This window comes from Syntrophorhabdaceae bacterium (assembly GCA_035541755.1).
Taxonomy (GTDB): domain Bacteria; phylum Desulfobacterota; class Syntrophorhabdia; order Syntrophorhabdales; family Syntrophorhabdaceae; genus PNOF01.
Window position 1 is genome coordinate 38,316 of record DATKMQ010000174.1, and the last position, 19,155, is coordinate 57,470.

Below are 19,155 nucleotides of genomic sequence, written 5' to 3' on the forward strand. Positions count from 1 at the left end.
CGTAAGGCAAACTTAACCTCTCAGGTATTTCTTCATGGAAACGCGCAAATTGAGAATAGCCTGGGAATGAATCTGACATATTCTTGCCTCGGTAATATTGAGCACCTTGGCAATTTCTTTCATGTTCATGTCCTCGTGGTAGTAGAGACTTAATACAAACCTTTGCCGTTCCGGTAATTTGTCGAATTCTTTTGCGAGAAGCTTTTCCAGTTCGTATATCTCGGCGCATTTTTCAGGATCATCGCTTTCCTCCATAACGTAGCGGATCACCCTTTCCTTGTCCTCCCCGAGGAGTTCATGAAGATCCTCGATGCTCAGCACTGACAGGTTCCCGTAGTCTTTGATCATCGCAAAATACTCTTCAAGGTCCATGCCGAGCGCTTCGGCCACTTCCTCTTCTCCAGGGAGCCTGCCGAATTTGTTCTCAAGCTTTCTAATGACCTCATTGATCTTTTTGGATTTAGAACGGGCGCTTCTGGGGAACCAATCTCTGGCCCTCAATTCGTCGATCATGGCGCCCCGTATCCTCAAATACGCAAAGGTATTGAGCTTGATCCCCTTCTGCACGTCGAATTTCTCCATGGCCTCGAGAAGCCCCACAACACCCGCAGAGATGAGGTCTTCGATGATATCGTCGTCCTCACACCGTTTCGAGACTTTATACGCAAGGTGTCTGATGATAGGTACAAACTCATCGATTATCTTGTCCCGTTCATCTACGTATGATTTTGCATATGCTCTCTTCCACATCACGTCACCAGCCTATTACATATTTGAGCAAGGGCCTGTGTAGCATCCGTGTCAGGAAAATGCTCGGCCCAGAGCTTCTGTCTTCTCGTCGCGATCGATATATTTCTGTCTAACGGTATAAAACCGAAATAATCAAGGTACACATCAAGAAATTTGTCCGTTACATTGAGAATGTTTCTGTATATCTCCAGGGCCTCCTTCTCGTCCCTGACCATGTTGACTACGATGTTGAAGTCCTTCCTGCCCGTCTTTTTGTGGAGGACCTTTATCACTGCATATGAATCGGTCATACTCGCCGGATCAGGTGTAATGACCACAAAGACGGCCTCACTCATGGTGTTAAAATAGACTACGTTGGAGGAGATTCCAGCCGATGTATCAACGATGAGAAAATCATGTGCCGGCAGTGCTTTGATAGATGTGAAGAGTATATTCCTCTCATGATCCGAAAGGTGCGAAAATTCGCTAATGCCGGAGGTGGCCGGGATGATCTTGATGCCGCAGGGGCCTTCCGTAATGATTTCTTCGATGTTTCGCGTGCCCTCCATGAGGTCCTTCACATTGAATTTAGGGACCACCCCGAACATGATGTCGATGTTCCCGAGCGATAGATCAGCGTCAAGAACGAACGTCGATTTGTTCATATTGCCCAAAACGTATGCCATATTGGAAACGATTGAGGATTTGCCCACACCGCCTTTTCCACTTGTTACGGTGATCGTCCTCGGCCCGCTCTTTGCCATCATAGAGTTCCCTCAATTAGTATTTTGCTGAACGTTTCCTTGTCCGGAAACACAACGTCGTTAAGATGTGTGCCTTTTGTCATAAAAGATACGGGCCGGTTAAGCCTGAGCGCGTTATAGCAGAAGTTGCCCAGTCTGTCTTCCTCGTCGAGCTTCGAGAAGACCACACCGGCTACAGCTGAATCCTCGAAAGCGGTCAGATACTGATCCATTTTCTCGTCCCGAGCACCCGCCGGGAGCACGACTACCTTCTTGAACTCTTTGAGCGTGTCCACCGCCATTTTCTGAATCTCTATCTGACCCGTAAGGTCGATGAGCGCTTTGCCGGTCACGTGGCTCGCTTTTCTCAGCAGGTCTTCAGGACTCGTGGTAAACTGTGAAGGAATGCCGGTACTGTCTGAAAAGGCAAGAAGGTCATCGTAGCTCGACTTCTTGACCGGATCGAAAGCGAGAATCGCAACGGGTATGCCCTTATCGAAAACCATCTTCGAGAGCTTCTTGACGGTCTCGGTTTTGCCCGCGCCCGAGGGGCCCAGGATCACGATGGGCTCCTGCGAGTCGGTGAGGCCATAGGTCTTGACCCTTCTGGCTATCGCTGTCTTCAGGAAGAAGAGCGCCTTTGTGGAATTCTCGGCCAGGGGGCCTATCTCGGCGTACACCTCTGAGACGAGCTCCAGGGCCAGGTGGGCATTAAGACCGCCTTTTGCGATCTTTTCAAAAAGTATCTTCAAAGGCAGAGGATAAGTCTTCATTCTGTCCCGTATCATCTCCGATTCTATGAGAATAAGCCTTTCGCTCAGGTATCTCGTCGTGTATTGCCAGACGGCCTCTGTGCCGCGCCTCAACTCCAGCAGGTAGTCTTCCTCGGGAGTTTGCGGCTCACTATCCACGGCAATTGAAATCTCGCAGCCCTTCTTGGACCATCCGTATCCATTCAGATCATTCTGTTTGATATCCATGATGATCGTATCAGGACCATACTGCTCCTTGATAGATTCCATTCCCTTTCTTATGTCTTCAAAGCTATATGTCTTAACTTTCATTGAGTCTTATTACCCCCACTGACTGTATCTTGATCTGCGGTGGAATCTCATTATGGGAAATCACCGTAATACCCTGGATATAGCGCTCTAAGAACCTTCTCAATTTGCTTCTCAAGACGGGATGTACGAGGATCACAGGTTGCATGTTGGCAAGCATGGTCCTCTTCGCCTCATTGCCGATCTTTTCGATGAGACGCTGGCTGAAAGAGATGTCGAGGATGAGCATTGCGCCTTGCTCCACGGGCTGTATGCTGCTTATCAGTTTCTCCTCCAACGATTTCTCAAGAATCTGGATGTTGAGAATACCATCGATAAGATATGGCTTGAGGATGCTCCTGGCCATGCGCTGCCTCACGTATTCAGTGATCAGTTCAGGGTCCTTAACTGAGGTCGACGCATCGGCGATCGATTCAAGGACTGTTATGAGGTCACGTATGGAAACCTGCTCTCGGAGCAGATTCTGCAATACCTTCTGAACCATACCCATGCCGACCTGGTTCTGGGTAATCTCTTCAACGACTTTGGGATGAGAGGCAGCAATCGTATCGATCAGTTTTTGGGTCTCCTGTCTCGTCATCAGCTCGTGGGCGTTGTTTCGAATTAATTCCGTGAGATGCGTAGCGATGACAGTCGGATGATCTACCACGGTGAAGCCCTCGGCAATGTATTTGTCCCTATCCTTTTCGTTGATCCAGTAAGCGTCGAGATTGAACACAGGTTCCTTCGTGGGTATTCCGTCGAGCATTCTTTGTTTCTCTTCTGGACCCATGGCCAGAAGGTTGCTCTGCATGAGGTTCCCTCTTCCCATTTCGACCCCTTTGAGAAGAACTACATACTCGAAGGCCTTGAGTTGCAGATTGTCTCTCAATTTCATGGGGGGGACCATGATACCAAGCTCAACGGCAATCTGTTTCCTGATAGCCCTTATTTTATCGAGAAGTTCACCGCTCTGTCCCGCATCGACAAGAGGAATAAGCCCGTAGCCGATTTCCACCTCCAGGATCTCGAGGGGTTGAATCAGCTCAGCCTTTTCTTTCTCCTGCGGACTTTCCTCCGGGAGACCCACAATCTCTTCCTGTTTCTCGGGCTTCATGAAATGGCTCGCCCCATAGGTGACAGAGGAAAGAATCAAGAAGGGGATGAGCGGGATGCCCGGAACCATGCCTATGGAGAGAATAACCACAGAGGCGAGCATCAGCGCCTTGGGCTGTGTAAAAAGTTGGCTGACCAGATCGCTTCCCAGGTTGGATTCGCTTGCAGCCCTCGTGACAATAATACCGGCTGCAGTGGAGGTCAGTAGCGCCGGTATCTGGGTGACGAGTCCCTCGCCGATTGTCAGTATGGTGTACACGGATAGGGCTTCGTTCATGGGCATGCCCTTCTGGACGATACCGATGACTAAACCACCTATTATATTGACAAAGATAATGATGATGCCGGCAACCGCATCGCCCCTCACGAACTTGCTGGCGCCATCCATGGCGCCGTAAAAGTCCGCCTCGAGTTCCACCTTCTCCCTTCGCCTTCGTGCGCCCACATCATCGATAAGACCCGCGTTGAGGTCCGCATCGATGCTCATCTGTTTGCCGGGCATGGCATCGAGGGTGAATCGTGCGGCCACTTCGGCGACACGCCCCGCGCCTTTGGTAATGACCACGAAGTTAATGATCATGAGGATAAGAAAGACCACGGCGCCCACGACATAGTTCCCGCCCACGATGAAGGTCCCGAACCCGCGAATGATCAGACCTGCCGCCTGAGATCCTTCATCTCCGTGCACGAGGATGAGCCTTGTGGAGGCTATGTTCAGTGAGAGCCTGAAAAGCGTGACGATGAGGAGCACCGATGGGAAGACGGAGAAATCCAGAGGTTTCTTTATATACATGGCTATGAAGAGAATGAGAAGGGAAAGAGAGATGCTGACGCTAAAAAAAATGTCAATAAAGAAATTGTTGAGCGGGACAATCATGATGAGAATGACAAAGACGACGCTCACAGCGATGAGAACATCGCTTCTCTCTTTGATTTTTGCTCCGATCTGGTTCATGTCGATCGTATCCTGCCCTTTCGCCGGTAAACTTCCGCCAATAACTCAGCAACGATGAGATAGAATTTTTCCGGTATGTAGTCCCCGATATTCACCGCGTAAAACAGGCCCTGCGCCAGGGGTTTATTCTCGATAATCGGCACCCTGAAGCGGAATGCCACTTCCTTGATCTTGGCGGCCACGAAGCCGGCCCCTTTTGCAGCTACTCTCGGCGCAGGCATCTTGCCCGGGGTGTAGGAAAGGGCGATTGCGAAGTGGGTCGGGTTTGTCACTACCACGTCGGCTGTTTTTACATCTTCAATCATCCTTCTCCTCGCCATTTCCCTTTGTATGCTTCTTATCCGAGATTTGACCAGAGGATTACCTTCCCGCTCCTTGGATTCCTCCTTGACTTCCTGCTGAGTCATCATGAGGTCTTTCTTGTGCTGATACTTTTGAAATAGATAGTCGAGACCCGCCATGAAGAGGAAGATCACGCCAACCTTTAAGGCGAGCCGGAACGAGGTACTCCCGAGATAGACGATGATGGATCGAATGTCCTGATCCGCCAGGGCGGATATGGCGGGCAATTCGTTCACAATCAGGTTATAAACGATGTAACCCAAAAGCACCATCTTGAGAATCGATTTCAGAAGCTCGACGGCGGACCGCTTGGTAAACATGTTCTTTATGCCCTTTACGGGATTGATGACGCCAGGGTTAAACTTCATCGATTCCATGCTCCAGTTGAATCCGGATTGAAGGACGCTTCCCCCCACGCTTATTGCAAGGAGCATGGCAAAAATAGGGGCGACGAGACCCATCCACTTGAAGATGCTGGATGAGAGGATACCGTACGCCGTAGACGTGTTAAGATCAAAGTTAATATTCCTTACGGAGCTCACATAGACTTTGAAAAGCTCGTTGAAAACCCGGGTGATGGTGAAAGAGAGAAAAATGGTAGAGAAGAGGATGGCCATACTGGAAGGCAACTCCCGAGATTGAGCGATCTGCCCCTTTTTCTTGGCATCTTCAAGCCTTTTATCAGTTGGTTGCTCTGTCTTTTCCTGGAAGTTCTCAGCCATTTTCTATGCCATTAATCGGATGATGTTTAAGAAGTCTCTGTCCGTGCCTCGGAAAAGTCCCGCTATGACCGGGGCCATGATGCTCAGCGAAAAAGTGAGCAGGACAACTACGATGAGTATCTTGATAGGGACCCCCTCGATGAACACGTTCACCTGGGGAATCATCCTCGCAAGCATGCCGAAGGCCAATTCAACGAGAAAGAGAGCGACAATAATAGGAGCACCGATCTTAAAGCCAAGCGAAAAGACCCTCGCCGTGGCGCCGATAATATAGTTGAGGAGAGGCTCCTTCAGGGTAGCGCCTCCGAGGGGTAGCACTTTGAGACTCGTGGAAAGCGCCTGAAGAAGAATATAATGTGCATCGATCGCGAAGAAGATCATGATGGCGAGAAGATTCTTGATCTGCTCCAGCACGGAGACCTGTGTCATGGTAAAGGGGTCCATGAACCGCGCAAAAGCAAAGCCCGTTTGCAGGGCGATAATATCACCGGCAAGAGACACGGATACGAAGATGATTCTCACGATGAAACTGATCGTTATGCCGATGAAGACCTCTCTTCCAGCCATAAGAAGAAACGAATACGGATTCCTTAAGACATCGACAGGGACGCCAGGGCTCACCGAGCCGGAGAGCAAAAAGGCGACCGCCAGCGCAAATCCTGCCTTGAAGATGACTGACACATACTGAGACGAAAGAAGCGGCACAAGCCAGAGCACGGATAGTACCCTGAAGAACACGAGTATGAATTTTTGCGCTTCTATTCCGATCTCTGTCATATCTATTTCACGTATGTTGGTATGTTGGTCAGGAGATTCGCAGTATACGAGATTGCAAAGTTCATCATCCAGGGGAAAAGGACCATAAGGCACAGGGTGATGACGAGAATCTTCGGCACGAATACGAGCGTCATCTCATGGATCTGGGTCGCCGCCTGAAAGATGCTGACAAGCATGCCCACCACGATGGAGGCGATGAGCATGGGCGCCATGAGGATCAAAGTCGATTTCAGCAATTCCCGAAATAGTTGCACAACGAGGTCCTGACTCATAGAGAAACACTCCTTAATAGAATCCTTTTATGATGGAACCTACGAGAAGGTTCCACCCGTCCACGAGCACAAAAAGCATGAGTTTAAAAGGTAAGGATATGAAGATAGGAGGCAGCATCATCATACCGGCCGACAGAAGTACGCTGGCGACAACCATGTCGATCATGAGAAAGGGTATGTAGAGCAGAAAACCTATCTGAAAGGCCCGTTTCAGCTCGCTTATGGCGAAGGCAGGCACCACCACACGAATCGGTATTTCCTCCGGCGTGGCTGGCCTCTTCAGGGACGCGATATTCATAAACAGGGCCAAATCCTTCTCTTTGGTATACTTGAGCATGAAGCTGTTCATCTCTTTAGAGCCTCTATCCAGGAATTCTTCGAAGCCGATCTTATTCTCCATATACGGCGTGAGGGCGTTGACATGTATCTTTTCGTAGGTAGGGGCCATGATGAAGATCGTGAGAAAAAGAGAGAGACCGATAATAATCTGGTTTGGCGGTAGCTGCGGTATGCCCATGGCCTGTCGCAAAAAAGAGAGCACAATGACAATCCGGGTAAAGGCACTCATGAGCAGGAGTATGGCAGGCGCGAAGGCGAGGACCGTCAGAACGAGCACGATGTTCATGAGGCTCCTGCCTGATTCCCCACCCGCAAAAGACAATATGAAGTTGCCGCCCTGGGTTTGCGGCTTTTCTTTAAGAGCCGCCTTGGCGTTGAGCGCCGAGGGTACGATAAGTAGGGAAAGCGCAATAAGACCTATAAGCACGTATTTCATTCTGTTTTGTCCTCATTCTTCCACTTGGCAAGAAGCGTTATCTCCTTGTCTCCCCCGCCGATGACCAGAACATAATCCTTCACTTCCACGACAGAGATGAATTTTTTGTATCCCAGATACAGGGAACCGGCCTTTTTCAAACCATAGCCCTGGTTCTGAGAAGTAAGCGCAGGAAATTTGAACTTTCCTGAGTATCGGACAAGGAGTATGACGCCAGCCCCTAAACCGAGCATAACGAGAACAACTTTAATGATTCCGGTATAGATATCGATCATCCCAGTTCCTGTACCCTTTCCTTCGGTGTAAGAATCTCGATGACCCTCACTCCAAGGCGTTCGTTGACGAGTACGATTTCACCTTTGCCGAGGAGCTTGTCGTTGACGAAAATATCCACGGATTCACCGGCAGCCCTGTTCAATTCTACGATGGATCCTTTTGAAAGAGACAGCAGCTCTCCGATAGTCAGTTTGGTCCTTCCGATTTCCACAGAGATTTCTACAGAGACATCCAGGAGGCTATCGATATTTACCTCAAACTTCTTTCCACCTGCTGCGCTCTGAGAGTCGGCTACGAATTCTTCCATTGTACCTCCCTACCTCACGGTATCTTCGATCTTTATCGCCTTGTTGCCCTTGTAAATACCCATTCTTCCCTTGAACTTCATTTTCTCAAAGATTGCGACATCGATCGGATCGTTGACAAATCGATCAACCATAATAATGTTATCCTCGACGAGCTTCATAAATTCCTGGATGGGCATTCTCTTCTTTCCGAGCACCGCCCGTATCTCGATAGGTACCTCCATGGTTCTCTGTCTTAAGTTTGCAAACCATTTTTCTCGCATTTCCATGTCCTCGCGGGAAGGTGTGGAGATGAGGTAAGATTTTATTGTCTCCAGAACTCCGTAAGGCATACAAACTTTCATCCAGCTTGTGATATCGCCGATCTCGATAGAAAACTCGCACAGGCTCACGTTTTCCTCGGGAGCCACCATGGTAATGTAGTTGGGGTTTATCTCTGAACGGGAATATTTACAACGGATGCTGTAGACCGGGGCCCAGGCCTTTTCCATCTCCAGCGAGACGAGATCGATCAGTTTCTTTATCACGTTGAACTCTATCTTGGTAAATTCCCTTCCCTCTATCTTGGGCGCGGAAATAGAAGCACTGCCGAAGATGGTTTCGAGCACGGAGAAGATCATTTTTGCGTCGAAGATGATGATGAAGAAACCCTTAAGATTCTCTGTAACCACGATATTCATATTCGTCGGCAGGGGGAGTGTCTTTATGAACTCGGCATATTCCACATACTGGATAGGTTTGACGTTGACCTCTATCTCCTTTTCCATGAAAAGCGAGAGCGCCGATCTGAACGATTTGGAAAAGCGATCATAGATGAACTCCAGGGCTGGTAGCTTTTCTTTCTTGCCCTTGGTATATCTTATGAAATCGACACTCTTTACTTCCTTTTTGACTTCTGCGGGCGCAGCGGCTTGCTCAGGCGCCTCTGTTTCTATGACGCCATCGGAAATCCCCCCGAGGAGCGCATCGATTTCAGCCTGTGATAATACCTGATCCATTACGATTGCCTCACTGTAGGATGATGTCGGTGATGTAAACGGCTTTCAAGTCTTCGCCATCTTTGAATAACGATTTCAGGCTTTTCAGAATCTCGCCCTTAGTGGCATTTCTCTGAGTCACGTCCATAAGGCCTTCAGGAGACTTTGTGCCGAGTATGGACAATATCTTGTCGCGGATCACCGGGATCATCTTTTTTGTCTCTTCCTGGACTTTGGGGTCTTTGACCTCTAATCCGAGGGTGACCTTGGCATACTTGGATTGATTGCCCGACATATTGAATACAAAAGGATCCAGGGACAAGATGGGGCCAAGGGCCTCTTTTTTCTTCTCCTGTTGTGACTCGCCCGCCTGCTCTGACGCCCCTGATTGCTGGTCAGATGAGCTCTGCTCTGTGGACGACGATTGCTCGTCGGTACGCTGTTCGTTCGCCGCCGGAGGCTTCTTACCAAAAAGGCCCTGCACCGTCTGTTTACCGGAAGATATGATCTTGTTTCCGAAGAAGTAATATCCCGCTCCGAGCCCCCCACAGATAAGAACGATGATTGCAGCGAGAAACAGCATGCCTTTCAATTTTCCCTTGTTCTTTTGTTTCTCCTGGGAATCATCAGGGCCTTCGTGCACCTCTTTTGACTTCTTAGGTTTCCTTGGTTCCTGAGTTTCCTTAGGTTCTTTTACTTCTCTTTCCTCTTCCACCATATTGGCCGTCCTCCGTAGGCATAACAAAGCAATAAGTATGCCATATAATAAGAGGCAATTATTCTGGCCAGTTAGCCTTCTTGCCAACACGGCGAACCACCTGCGTGTGCTATTTTCGTCATCAATTTGACAGAAAAAAGCAGACTCTCTCACTTGTGGCGTGTCCCGATATCCGTAGGCAATCCCATAATTCTTTACGAGATGCCGCCGGAAACAACAGAGGCGTGATCGAACATCGCAAACCACCGGAATGACCCTTGCACAAGAGGGGTCACTCAAGACATTGATGCTTGCGGATACCCTCTTGCGCACTTATGGGGTGGAGAAGTTTTTCAGGTGGTCTCCCTGCAAGCGGATCACCCTTGCGGATCGCCGCAAGGGTGATTGATTATTGGGAGGGTGTTATGAAGGCTAATTTATCGTTTCAAGTTCATCAGTTCCTGGAGCACTTCGTCAGTCGTGGTGATGACTTTTGAGTTTGCCTGGAATCCTCTTTCGGAGATGATCATTTTGACAAATTCCGTTGCCAGGTCCACGTTGGACTGTTCCAGGGAGTTGGGGCTGATCTTTCCCAAGCCTCCCTCACCGGGATTATTTGTATAGTGAACTCCGGACGCGAGGGTCTCCGAATAAAGGTTGCTGCCTTCCTTGTACAGCCCGTTGGGGTTATTGAAATTAGCGAGAGTCAACTGATAGAGCTTGAGGATTTGGCCATTTGAGTACGTCCCGGAGATGATCCCCTCAGAGCTTACTGATGTGCTCTGCAGCACGCCGGGAGGGTAGCCGTCCTGGGTCTGGAAGCTCGTCGTGGAAGAGATAGGGTATTGGGTGGTCGTGCCGCCACCGGTAGCCTGACCGAGAACAATTTCGATATTCTGATTCTGGGTCACTCCGCCGGAGAAGTTGAAGGGCACTCCCTGAGGGGTACCGCCAGACTGCAGATTGCCGTTGCTGTTAAAGGTCAGGGTGCCCCAGCCTTCCATGGTGTTTACACCCGGTTGGGCATCGGCCGCGTCAAGCTCAGCGATCCATTCCCAGACACTCTGCCCTGTCGTCACATCCTCACTCGTTTTTCTGAAGTATATGTTTGCCGTATGGGCCTGCCCCATGGAGTCATACACGGTAACCGACGAAGAATAGTTGGATGTTGTTGAAGGGTTTTTAGTGGCGCTTACATAGGCTGTTGAGAACCCTGTCAAGGGTAATGTCTGCGTGCCGCCCGCAGTATATGTTGCGCCTGTAGCGGTAGTTATATCAAGTCCAGATCCCTGCCAGTTTGTGTAGCTCGTTCCCGCAGCAACGGTCCCGGTGTAGGTTATGAGAGGGCCTGAGTTGGTGCCATCGGGATTAAGGGGCTGGACCGTCATGGTTAATGTATTGCCCACAAGACTGATATTGTGCGTTCCCACGCGGGGATATCCTCCGCTCGTGAGTGTGGCCGCACTGAGAGGGGAACCGGTGCCCGCGGTAAGTGTTCCGATATTACCCGCCCAGGTGGAATCCGACTGGAGGTTCACGTTCATATCTATCTGTTGGGTGGCCTTGGGCTGACTCGTGGCCTGCGAGATGATTATGTCCGTATCAACGCCGGCCGGGGCGTCGGTAGTCTGGTCCCATATCCTTCCCTGCAGTACGTTGCCGTTCGGGTCCGTGAGGTTGCCCGCGCTATCAAATCTGAATTCGCCTGCCCTTGTATAGTAGATGTTCTGTGACGCAGGAGATTTCACGATGAAGAAACCCTTGCCGCCGATGGCGAGATCAGTGCCCTGGGTAGTCGTTTCCAGAGACCCCGCCGAGAAATTGGTGTCCACTGAGCTAAGCGCCGTTCCACGGCCCACCTGACTCGTGCCTGATGCACCGTTTATGGACTGATAGAGCACATCTTCAAAACTCGCGGTGCTGGCTTTGTACCCTATGGTATTGACGTTGGCAATATTGTTACTCACAACGTTGATCGCGTTACTATTTGCCAATAATCCGCTGATCCCTGAGAAAAATGAACTTAACATAACCTACCTCCGTCTAATTTTTTATCTCTGTCACCGAGCTCAATGGGTATTGATCGCCGTTGCTCGCGATGGCGATGAGCCCGCTGCTTCCGCTCTGTACGCTCTGCACCAGCCGGTACACACTGTTCGTACAACTCACGACCGAGCTACCCTTCAGCGCATAAGACGACAGGGTCACAGGGTTTGAGCCCGTGTACGTATACGTAAGGGCATCGCCCTTGTTGAACGTCTGTTGTGTGACGGTTCCGTCGCTTGCGGTCAGGTTCAGTACCACCTTATCGTAATCCGCCGCGGGCGTGATATTCACCTGGTCTCCCGTAGACAAAGTCGTGCTCGTCACCCCGATCTTTTTGCCGATCACACTGAGCCATTGATTAATGCTGCTCGCGCTATTCGAGCTTGCAATAGAGTCGAGGGTCGACGAGATGTTGGTCAACTGTTCCACCTGACTGATCTGGGCAAGCTGACTCAAGAACTGGTTCGTATCCGTGGGGTTTAACGGGTCCTGGTACTTGAGCTGGGTCATAAGAATATTGAGAAATGCCTCTTTGCTGATCATGTTGCTCGTCGAGCTTTTTGATGTGGTGCTTGTACTGTTCGCTGCTGAGCTTACCGGATCGGTAGACATAAATGCCCTCCTTTATGCCGCTGACTCTAAAAAGACATCGAAGTCCTGCTTCGCTTTCTCGTCGGCGCCCTTGTCCTTCTGCTGCCGATTTTGTTCCCGCTTCTGATAGCCTTCGTTGTTCACATCCACATAGATGTTAGCGTAGATATTCTTTCCTTCAAGCTGCTTTGTGATTTCTTCCTTTTGTGACTGGAGAAATGAGCCCATGCCTTGGCTCGTTGTCTTGACCTCAACGGTCACCCGCTGTCCCTGATCCTTTAAACCAACGAGCAATGTCTCTTTGTCGTCGACTTTAAGCCGTACGACCATGTCCATGGAGCTATTCTTATTCGCATACTGCTCCACGATTTTTTCAATCTTGTCCGTCATGAGCGATGCAAACGGCGTTTTTTCCATTGTCTTGGAGTTCGCTTTATCGGTGTGCTGTGTCATCCTTGCATAGTCGTCGTTCTGCATCATGAGCTGACTCTGATCCTTACCGGTCGTATCAGCGGTCCCCTTATCGGCGGTTTTTGAGATAGCATTCTCAGACTCACCACTATCGGTAATGAGCACTTTCTCGGCTTTGCCTGCCAGAGGAGAACTTCCAGCGGCTTCTTTGCCCGATGGGGCAGGGCTATTACTTTTCGCCTCATCGTCTTGTGTCGATGCTCGTCCGTACGAGACCACCTGAAACATATCTTGCTTACCATCAATCTTTTTGACTTCGATCTTTTGTAAAGACTTAACCGATGCGTCCGATAGCTGCACAACCTCGCTGTTTTCCTTGCCGGAGACAATCGGTATGTATGTCTTGCTATTCGGGGGTGCCTGTTTATCCGTGGCTTGATCCGCCTCGCCTGTATTGCCGCCCGTCTTTTCTGTGCTTCTCACAACCTGCACAGTGTTTTCGCCCTGGCTTGATGCTTCCGGGGCAGCCTTCTGATCCATCATAGATGCGAGGTAGCTCACCAGGGTGGCAAGGTTCATGATGGTCTCAGGCGTAAGAGACTCACCGTTCGCTTCATCGGTTCCGCTTTTTTGTTCGCTTTTGGACCCCTGTGACGCAGGAGTCGTTGCGCTCGTTGTTTCTGTCGTTAATTGCACACTCTCGCCATCGCCCAGAAGGTCGAAGATGTTCTTCAAGAAGCTCTCTAGATTGATTAATCGATTGGTATCAAGTCCGGCAGTCTGCGCATCATTCACATTCATACAACTTTGAAGGAGTGCAAAAAGACCCTGCGTATCCGATGAATCTTTGGCCGATTCCTTCTCACCCGCACCCTCAGTCGTCGTGTCGTTTGCTTCCTTTGATGTGGCAGTGCCGGCAAGGTCTTGAGCGGACGCGACGCCTACGCCCATCTTGCCGCTGAAAAGACTTAAGAAACTGAGCGTTCCAGCTCCATCCTGTCCGTTCGCCGCCTCCGACTGTGATGTCAATCCCTTTGCCAGGGTCGCACAATTCGCAAATAAAAGGTTTATGAGTAGATTGTCCATGCCTGTCTGTATAAACAATTTGCGTGCCAGAGAAGCTCATTCAATTATTTCAATAAGTTATGAAATCTGAGGTCCTTGTGGCGCCGCATGCTCGCGGAAATAATTTCCCTCATGGGAAACTTTTTCCCATCAGCCCTTAAGGAATATGAGCGTGTAGATGGAGGGATGTGGCCTTACGCGCGTGGAAGCCGGGCGGTCTCGCTATATTTTCTTTTCGTCTATTCTCAGGGCGATATCATCGAGGAGCTTCTGCTCCCGTCTGTTTGAGGATTTCTTGAGGGCATTGAGAACTTTAGTCCGGAGAGTACCGAGCATCTTGAGCTCTTTCAGGAGTTCTACGAGCTCGTCCTTGAGCAGTGATACCTTTTCCTCTATGGATTCTTTCTCGCGCTTAAGGGCGTTCTTCGAATTGTCCAGATATTCGATAAAATCCCTGATCACGGTGAAATCATTCCCCTTCAACGGCTTTGCTGTGATCTTTTGGTATGCCTCATCGATATCCGCATCGACCATTTGGATCTCCCGGCTGACCGCGTCAAGTTGCGCTTTCTCCGCTTCAATCTCGCGTTCCTTGTCTTCCATCATTTTTTCTTTTATCTCAATGATGCGCTCAAGGCGGTTCTTCAGCATATGAATCCTTGTTTTTGCTCCGTGAGCTTATCGTGGCCGGCTTTGCGCTCGCCATTCATTGTCTCAAACCCCCATCGCGGCAGACGCGCGCGCTACCGACGATCTCTCAGCCATAAGCCCACAGGTTTGATCATACATAGAAGAGTATTTTCATGCTGTTGCAGGTTTCATCGAGGGTTACCCGATCGTCCACTTCCTGGACCAGAAAAGTCTTGACCTTGTCGATCATGGACACGGCGTAGTCGACTTTCTGATTGTTTCCCGGCGTGTAAGCGCCAATATTGATCAAATCCTCGGCCCTCTCGTATTCCGACAGTATCTCGATAATTTTACCCGCATATTCTATCTGTTCCCTGGGCGCAATGTCCTTCATGAGCCTGCTCACGCTTCTTAAAACATCCACGGGCGGGTAATGGTTCTGATCGGCGAGTTTCCTCGAAAGGACGATATGTCCGTCAAGAATGGACCTGGCTGAATCTGCGATGGGATCATCCAGGTCATCCCCTTCGACCAATACGGTATATATAGCCGTCATGGTTCCCTGTCCTTCTCCGTTGCCTGCTCTTTCAAGCAACTTCGTCAAAAAGGAGAAGACGCTTGGCGTATAGCCCTTTGAAGTGGGCGGTTCTCCGATCGCCAGACCGATTTCCCGCTGGGCCATGCTGAAACGTGTCAGGGAATCCATGAGCAAGAGCACGTCACTTCCTGCATCACGGAAATATTCTGCGATAGCGATGGTGAGGAAGGCGCCGCGGACCCTGATGAGCGGCGGTTGGTCCGACGTTGCGACGATAACCACGGAATGTTTAAGGCCATCACCTAAGTCCCTTTCGATGAACTCCCGCACTTCCCTTCCCCGCTCACCGATAAGACCGATCACATTGACGTTGGCCTCGGTGTGGCGGGCTACCATACCGAGCAATACGCTCTTTCCCACGCCGGAGCCTGCAAAAATGCCTATTCTCTGCCCTTTTCCACAGGTGAGAAGTCCGTTAATACCGCGGAGTCCGAGGTCGAGAGGTTCATGGATTCTTTTCTTTTTCATCGGATTGACTGTATCGCGGTAGATCGGGATCGATTCGCTGCTCTGGATGGGACCTTTTCCATCCATCGGGTTTCCCAACCCGTCTATAACCCTGCCGAGCAGGCCCTCGCCCACGATCGCATCCACTGTCTTTCTCTTCGACAGGATCCGAGAGCCGATACCCACGCCTCTCAAGTCGCCTAAGGGCATAAGCAGGGTTTTGCCATCCTTGAATCCAACGACCTCTGCATCTATGGGCGCGCCTGAGTCGACGGGATAAATAAGCGCCGCATCGCCGACCGAAGAAATAGGGCCCTTACCTTCTATGACCAGGCCCACAACCTGGTTAACCTTACCATAGACCCGATAAGGATAGAACTGGGAAAGAACTCTCTTCGTTGCGGATACGTGCGGATCAATCGATCTTTGCATGGGTCAATTCTTTTCTCAGTTCATCGAGCTGAATGGAGATTCTTCCATCGATATCGCCGAAATTGGTCTCGATAATAAAACCAGGTTCTTTCAACGTATCGTCCTTTATGATCTTGAGGTGACTTGTCTCGTCCGGGGCAATGAGTTCGGCGTCTTCTTTTCTCAGTCTGATTTGTATATCACTTCTCTCCTCGCAAAGCTCCATGGCTTTTTTTACCATCCTCATGACCGTATCTCTTTTGTCTTCACACTCTCTTAAGATGATAGCCTCGGCAAAAACAAGGGCCAGATCCGTGGCCAAATTTCTCGAACGTTCCAGCAGATCCTCTTTAAAGAAAGTCAGCTCCGAAATATAACTATTCAACCTTTTGATAATCGGATCGACTTTCTTCATGCCCAGCTCGCGTCCGGCTTTTTCTCCCTCGGCAAAGGCGTCTTCAAAGATTGACCGCGTCCGTTCCTCTATAGTCATTGAACGGTTCGCCGAGATCTCACGGGAGGCATTTTCCTCAAAGTAGGCAGTGAATTCGTTCTTGCTTTCCGGTTGGAAATCGTCGTTCAGATTATTGAAGATAAAGGGTTTCATTTCTTCCCGGTGTGCTATGGCTACACAAATTTCTCGTTGCCTCTGGAGAGGATAATTTTGCCTTCCCCTTCAAGCTTTTTCGCCACCATTGCGATCTTCACCTGCGCCTTTTCCACGTCAGAGAGCCTCACCGGACCCATGGCTTCCAGGTCTTCTTTTAGCATGGCGGCAGCCCTCTCGGACATATTGGCATATATCTTGTCCTTCATGGCATCAGAGGCCCCCTTCAAAGCGAGACCGATATCCTCGGAAGAGACTTCTTTGAGAAGGACCTGAATGCTCTTGTCGTCAAGCTGGACTAAATCTTCGAAGGTGAACATGAGCTGCCGTATCTTCTCCGCCAGATCTGGGCTTGACTCCTCAAGCCTTCCCAAAAGCTCGGATTCGAGGGTTCTGTCCATCTGGTTGAGAATCGTGGCCACAACCTCGACGCCTCCGAGTTGCTTGCCCTCAGCGCCGCCGATGTTCTCGAGTTGATCCTTGATCACACCTTCTACTTCCCCGAGTATTACCAGATCAACCTTCTGCAGGCTGGCCATGCGCATGATCACCTCGGCCTGCGCTCTCTCGGGAAGTGCGGAAATGGCGTCTCCCGCCTTCTTTGGTCCAAGAGTCGAAAGCACGAGCGCAATGGTCTGCGGATGTTCGCCTCGTAACACATTTGCCAGTAGTTTCGGGTCGCAACGCCGAAGGAATTCGCCGGGCATGCCTCTTTTCGTCTCGAGATTGCCTAAAAACGTCTCGGCCTTCTCGTCACCAAAACTCTTTTTAATGAGCATCTTGAATTTTTGTTCGCCACCCACGATCTGCCGGCTTCTCTTACCCAGTTTCGTGGTGAACTCTTCCTGGACTTTGGTTACTACATGGTCGGGGATCAATTTCAGTTTGGTTATTTCCTGGCCGATGGCATCGATCTCCTCTTCCTCGAGGTCCTTCATAATCTCCTTGGTCACCTCGTCATCAATGGTGAGAAGGAGTATGGCCGCCTTCTTTACGCCCGAAATTGAATCGTTATCCATTAGCTACCTTCTCGCACCCATTCTTTGATAATCGAACCAACCACGACCTTGTCCTTCATGGCGTCAGCAAGCGCTGACTGGGCCTTGTTTTCAATGGGGGTCACCTCCGGACCGGCGGTACCTCTCAGATAGACATCCTTGATCGGGCTTAAGGGTGCTCTTTCCACCCTGGACCTCAAGATATTGAGGAGCGGCTTCACCAAAAAGAGGAAAACGGCAAAAAAGATGGCTGCGTAGAAAGCATATTTTCCTACGCTATACATGACCTCTGTCTTTTCGGCGCTGTCAAGGGCCCCTTTCTCGTCGGCCAGTTTTTCAGCTTCGAAGGGCACATTGAGGATCTCGATTTTGTCCCCTCTCTGTTCATCTAATCCAACGGCCCTGGCCACGATGCCCTTGATATCGGACAATTCTTTCTGTGACCGCGGGCTGTACCTCAGTTCTTCTCCTTTTTGCACTTTTACCTTTTCGTATTTACCATCGACCACGATGGCAAGCGATACGCGTTTAATGTCGCCGTATGGTTCCACGATCTTTCTGACCGTCTTACTCACATCATAAGAAACCTGTGATTCCTCTCTCTCCGACTCGTTCGTACGTTCAGCGCCCGTCTCCACCTTTGGAGTCGTTCTGCCGGCCACGTTCGGAACGTTTGAGGCCACACCTGGAACGCCTCCAGGTCCTGCGGTTCTGTTCACGGTCTTTTCCTTGCTTTTCTTCTCTGAGGTAATGACGCTCTTGTTCGGCTGTACCTCTTCCTCAACCTTCTCCACCTTTCTAAGATTCAATTCAACATTTGCCCGCACGATAGATTTGTTGGAGGGTATGAATCTATCGAGCATAGATTGCACCGAGTCTTCAAGCGTTCTTTCTACGCTTTGTTGTAATTCGAACTGCTGGCCGGAAAGCACAACCGCCGAGGCAGGCCCACTCCCGCCGTTCTTGTAAAGGATCTTCCCGGATGAGTCTACCACGGTGATGTTTTCCGGCTTGAGACCCTCAACACTGCCGGCCACCAGTTGAACTATGCCGCTTACCTGATCCTTGGACAGGTCCTTGCCCGGCTTTATTTTCAGAAAGACTGACGCGGTAACGTCCTTTTCTTTTTCAGTAAAAAGTGTTTTTTCAGGGATGGCGATATGGACTCTAGACGCCTTTATCTCCGGCATCTGGTTGATCGTCCTTGAAAGTTCCCCCTGGATTGCCCTCTTATAATTCACGTTCTGCATAAACTCGGTCATACCGTAATTTGTCTTATCAAAGAGCTCGAAGCCCATTCCCGCACCACCGGGCAATGCATTCTGTCCGGCAAGCATGAGCCGGATATCATAGACCCGATCTTTGGGTACATAGATGGCTGACCCCCCGAGGCCGAGCTTATAGGGCACTTTGAGTTCTTTGAGTTTGGCTACGACCATGGAGGCGTCTTCGGTGGAAAGACCGGCAAAGAGCGTGCTGTAGTTTTCCTTCTGCAACAAAGACAGGCCGAGGATGGACCCACCAACAACCACAATCAAGAGGAATAGATACGTATAGAGTTTGTTCTTGGGCGTGGTCTTCAGGTAATTTCTCGCGTTGTTAAGGACGTCGTCGGATCCAGCCAT

20 protein-coding genes are annotated in these 19,155 nt (G+C 50.1%); all 20 read right to left on the reverse strand.

Annotated elements, in window-relative coordinates:
- Window positions 1-12: 12 nt before the first annotated feature.
- Window positions 13-750 carry a FliA/WhiG family RNA polymerase sigma factor gene (locus tag VMT62_17215; GenBank protein HVN98169.1) on the reverse strand — a complete coding sequence of 246 codons (738 nt, stop codon included), beginning with the start codon at window positions 748-750 and terminating at the stop codon, window positions 13-15.
- On the reverse strand, window positions 750-1,496 hold the full coding sequence (locus VMT62_17220) for a MinD/ParA family protein (GenBank protein ID HVN98170.1): 747 nt from the start codon (window positions 1,494-1,496) through the stop codon (window positions 750-752). Before VMT62_17220 ends, VMT62_17215 begins: the two co-directional genes overlap by 1 nt.
- Window positions 1,493-2,536, reverse strand: coding sequence for a hypothetical protein (locus tag VMT62_17225; GenBank protein ID HVN98171.1), 1,044 nt, complete (start codon window positions 2,534-2,536; stop codon window positions 1,493-1,495). Before VMT62_17225 ends, VMT62_17220 begins: the two co-directional genes overlap by 4 nt.
- Complete coding sequence (gene flhA, locus VMT62_17230; GenBank protein HVN98172.1) at window positions 2,526-4,583, reverse strand: flagellar biosynthesis protein FlhA; 2,058 nt, start codon at window positions 4,581-4,583, stop codon at window positions 2,526-2,528. Before flhA ends, VMT62_17225 begins: the two co-directional genes overlap by 11 nt.
- Window positions 4,580-5,647: a flagellar biosynthesis protein FlhB gene (flhB, locus tag VMT62_17235; GenBank protein HVN98173.1), complete on the reverse strand. Its 1,068-nt coding sequence runs from the start codon at window positions 5,645-5,647 to the stop codon at window positions 4,580-4,582. Before flhB ends, flhA begins: the two co-directional genes overlap by 4 nt.
- A 3-nt stretch (window positions 5,648-5,650) precedes the next feature.
- Window positions 5,651-6,424, reverse strand: coding sequence for a flagellar biosynthetic protein FliR (gene fliR, locus VMT62_17240; protein HVN98174.1), 774 nt, complete (start codon window positions 6,422-6,424; stop codon window positions 5,651-5,653).
- Window positions 6,425-6,426: 2 nt separating this feature from the next.
- Entirely contained in the window at window positions 6,427-6,696 is a 270-nt protein-coding gene (gene fliQ, locus VMT62_17245; GenBank protein ID HVN98175.1) for a flagellar biosynthesis protein FliQ, read from the reverse strand.
- A 13-nt stretch (window positions 6,697-6,709) separates the two neighbouring features.
- Complete coding sequence (gene fliP / locus VMT62_17250) at window positions 6,710-7,471, reverse strand: flagellar type III secretion system pore protein FliP (protein HVN98176.1); 762 nt, start codon at window positions 7,469-7,471, stop codon at window positions 6,710-6,712.
- Complete coding sequence (locus tag VMT62_17255) at window positions 7,468-7,746, reverse strand: flagellar biosynthetic protein FliO (protein HVN98177.1); 279 nt, start codon at window positions 7,744-7,746, stop codon at window positions 7,468-7,470. The genes fliP and VMT62_17255 overlap by 4 nt, the downstream gene beginning before the upstream one ends.
- Complete coding sequence (gene fliN / locus VMT62_17260; protein HVN98178.1) at window positions 7,743-8,054, reverse strand: flagellar motor switch protein FliN; 312 nt, start codon at window positions 8,052-8,054, stop codon at window positions 7,743-7,745. The genes VMT62_17255 and fliN overlap by 4 nt, the downstream gene beginning before the upstream one ends.
- A 9-nt stretch (window positions 8,055-8,063) precedes the next feature.
- Window positions 8,064-9,050, reverse strand: coding sequence for a flagellar motor switch protein FliM (gene fliM, locus VMT62_17265; protein ID HVN98179.1), 987 nt, complete (start codon window positions 9,048-9,050; stop codon window positions 8,064-8,066).
- A 10-nt stretch (window positions 9,051-9,060) separates the two neighbouring features.
- Window positions 9,061-9,747: a flagellar basal body-associated FliL family protein gene (locus VMT62_17270; GenBank protein HVN98180.1), complete on the reverse strand. Its 687-nt coding sequence runs from the start codon at window positions 9,745-9,747 to the stop codon at window positions 9,061-9,063.
- 416 nt (window positions 9,748-10,163) lie between these two features.
- Window positions 10,164-11,756 carry a flagellar hook protein FlgE gene (locus tag VMT62_17275; GenBank protein HVN98181.1) on the reverse strand — a complete coding sequence of 531 codons (1,593 nt, stop codon included), beginning with the start codon at window positions 11,754-11,756 and terminating at the stop codon, window positions 10,164-10,166.
- Between the two features lie 13 nt (window positions 11,757-11,769).
- Complete coding sequence (locus VMT62_17280; GenBank protein HVN98182.1) at window positions 11,770-12,384, reverse strand: flagellar hook capping FlgD N-terminal domain-containing protein; 615 nt, start codon at window positions 12,382-12,384, stop codon at window positions 11,770-11,772.
- Between the two features lie 12 nt (window positions 12,385-12,396).
- Window positions 12,397-13,860 carry a hypothetical protein gene (locus VMT62_17285; GenBank protein HVN98183.1) on the reverse strand — a complete coding sequence of 488 codons (1,464 nt, stop codon included), beginning with the start codon at window positions 13,858-13,860 and terminating at the stop codon, window positions 12,397-12,399.
- A 201-nt stretch (window positions 13,861-14,061) separates the two neighbouring features.
- Window positions 14,062-14,490, reverse strand: coding sequence for a flagellar FliJ family protein (locus tag VMT62_17290; GenBank protein HVN98184.1), 429 nt, complete (start codon window positions 14,488-14,490; stop codon window positions 14,062-14,064).
- A gap of 130 nt (window positions 14,491-14,620) precedes the next feature.
- Window positions 14,621-15,946, reverse strand: a complete 1,326-nt coding sequence (locus VMT62_17295) for a FliI/YscN family ATPase (protein ID HVN98185.1) — start codon at window positions 15,944-15,946, stop codon at window positions 14,621-14,623.
- Window positions 15,930-16,532, reverse strand: a complete 603-nt coding sequence (locus VMT62_17300) for a FliH/SctL family protein (protein ID HVN98186.1) — start codon at window positions 16,530-16,532, stop codon at window positions 15,930-15,932. Before VMT62_17300 ends, VMT62_17295 begins: the two co-directional genes overlap by 17 nt.
- A gap of 20 nt (window positions 16,533-16,552) precedes the next feature.
- Window positions 16,553-17,551, reverse strand: a complete 999-nt coding sequence (fliG, locus tag VMT62_17305; GenBank protein HVN98187.1) for a flagellar motor switch protein FliG — start codon at window positions 17,549-17,551, stop codon at window positions 16,553-16,555.
- Window positions 17,551-19,155: a flagellar basal-body MS-ring/collar protein FliF gene (gene fliF, locus VMT62_17310; GenBank protein HVN98188.1), complete on the reverse strand. Its 1,605-nt coding sequence runs from the start codon at window positions 19,153-19,155 to the stop codon at window positions 17,551-17,553. Before fliF ends, fliG begins: the two co-directional genes overlap by 1 nt.

Excerpts from the sequence above, each read along its gene's own strand:
- VMT62_17215 (HVN98169.1), bottom strand. The coding sequence starts at position 750 with ATGTGGAAGAGAGCATATGCAAAATCATACGTAGATGAACGGGACAAG.
- VMT62_17220 (HVN98170.1), bottom strand. The coding sequence starts at position 1,496 with ATGATGGCAAAGAGCGGGCCGAGGACGATCACCGTAACAAGTGGAAAA.
- VMT62_17225 (HVN98171.1), bottom strand. The coding sequence starts at position 2,536 with ATGAAAGTTAAGACATATAGCTTTGAAGACATAAGAAAGGGAATGGAA.
- flhA (HVN98172.1), bottom strand. The coding sequence starts at position 4,583 with ATGAACCAGATCGGAGCAAAAATCAAAGAGAGAAGCGATGTTCTCATC.
- flhB (HVN98173.1), bottom strand. The coding sequence starts at position 5,647 with ATGGCTGAGAACTTCCAGGAAAAGACAGAGCAACCAACTGATAAAAGG.
- fliR (HVN98174.1), bottom strand. The coding sequence starts at position 6,424 with ATGACAGAGATCGGAATAGAAGCGCAAAAATTCATACTCGTGTTCTTC.
- fliQ (HVN98175.1), bottom strand. The coding sequence starts at position 6,696 with ATGAGTCAGGACCTCGTTGTGCAACTATTTCGGGAATTGCTGAAATCG.
- fliP (HVN98176.1), bottom strand. The coding sequence starts at position 7,471 with ATGAAATACGTGCTTATAGGTCTTATTGCGCTTTCCCTACTTATCGTA.
- VMT62_17255 (HVN98177.1), bottom strand. The coding sequence starts at position 7,746 with ATGATCGATATCTATACCGGAATCATTAAAGTTGTTCTCGTTATGCTC.
- fliN (HVN98178.1), bottom strand. The coding sequence starts at position 8,054 with ATGGAAGAATTCGTAGCCGACTCTCAGAGCGCAGCAGGTGGAAAGAAG.
- fliM (HVN98179.1), bottom strand. The coding sequence starts at position 9,050 with ATGGATCAGGTATTATCACAGGCTGAAATCGATGCGCTCCTCGGGGGG.
- VMT62_17270 (HVN98180.1), bottom strand. The coding sequence starts at position 9,747 with ATGGTGGAAGAGGAAAGAGAAGTAAAAGAACCTAAGGAAACTCAGGAA.
- VMT62_17275 (HVN98181.1), bottom strand. The coding sequence starts at position 11,756 with ATGTTAAGTTCATTTTTCTCAGGGATCAGCGGATTATTGGCAAATAGT.
- VMT62_17280 (HVN98182.1), bottom strand. The coding sequence starts at position 12,384 with ATGTCTACCGATCCGGTAAGCTCAGCAGCGAACAGTACAAGCACCACA.
- VMT62_17285 (HVN98183.1), bottom strand. The coding sequence starts at position 13,860 with ATGGACAATCTACTCATAAACCTTTTATTTGCGAATTGTGCGACCCTG.
- VMT62_17290 (HVN98184.1), bottom strand. The coding sequence starts at position 14,490 with ATGCTGAAGAACCGCCTTGAGCGCATCATTGAGATAAAAGAAAAAATG.
- VMT62_17295 (HVN98185.1), bottom strand. The coding sequence starts at position 15,946 with ATGCAAAGATCGATTGATCCGCACGTATCCGCAACGAAGAGAGTTCTT.
- VMT62_17300 (HVN98186.1), bottom strand. The coding sequence starts at position 16,532 with ATGAAACCCTTTATCTTCAATAATCTGAACGACGATTTCCAACCGGAA.
- fliG (HVN98187.1), bottom strand. The coding sequence starts at position 17,551 with ATGGATAACGATTCAATTTCGGGCGTAAAGAAGGCGGCCATACTCCTT.
- fliF (HVN98188.1), bottom strand. The coding sequence starts at position 19,155 with ATGGCTGGATCCGACGACGTCCTTAACAACGCGAGAAATTACCTGAAG.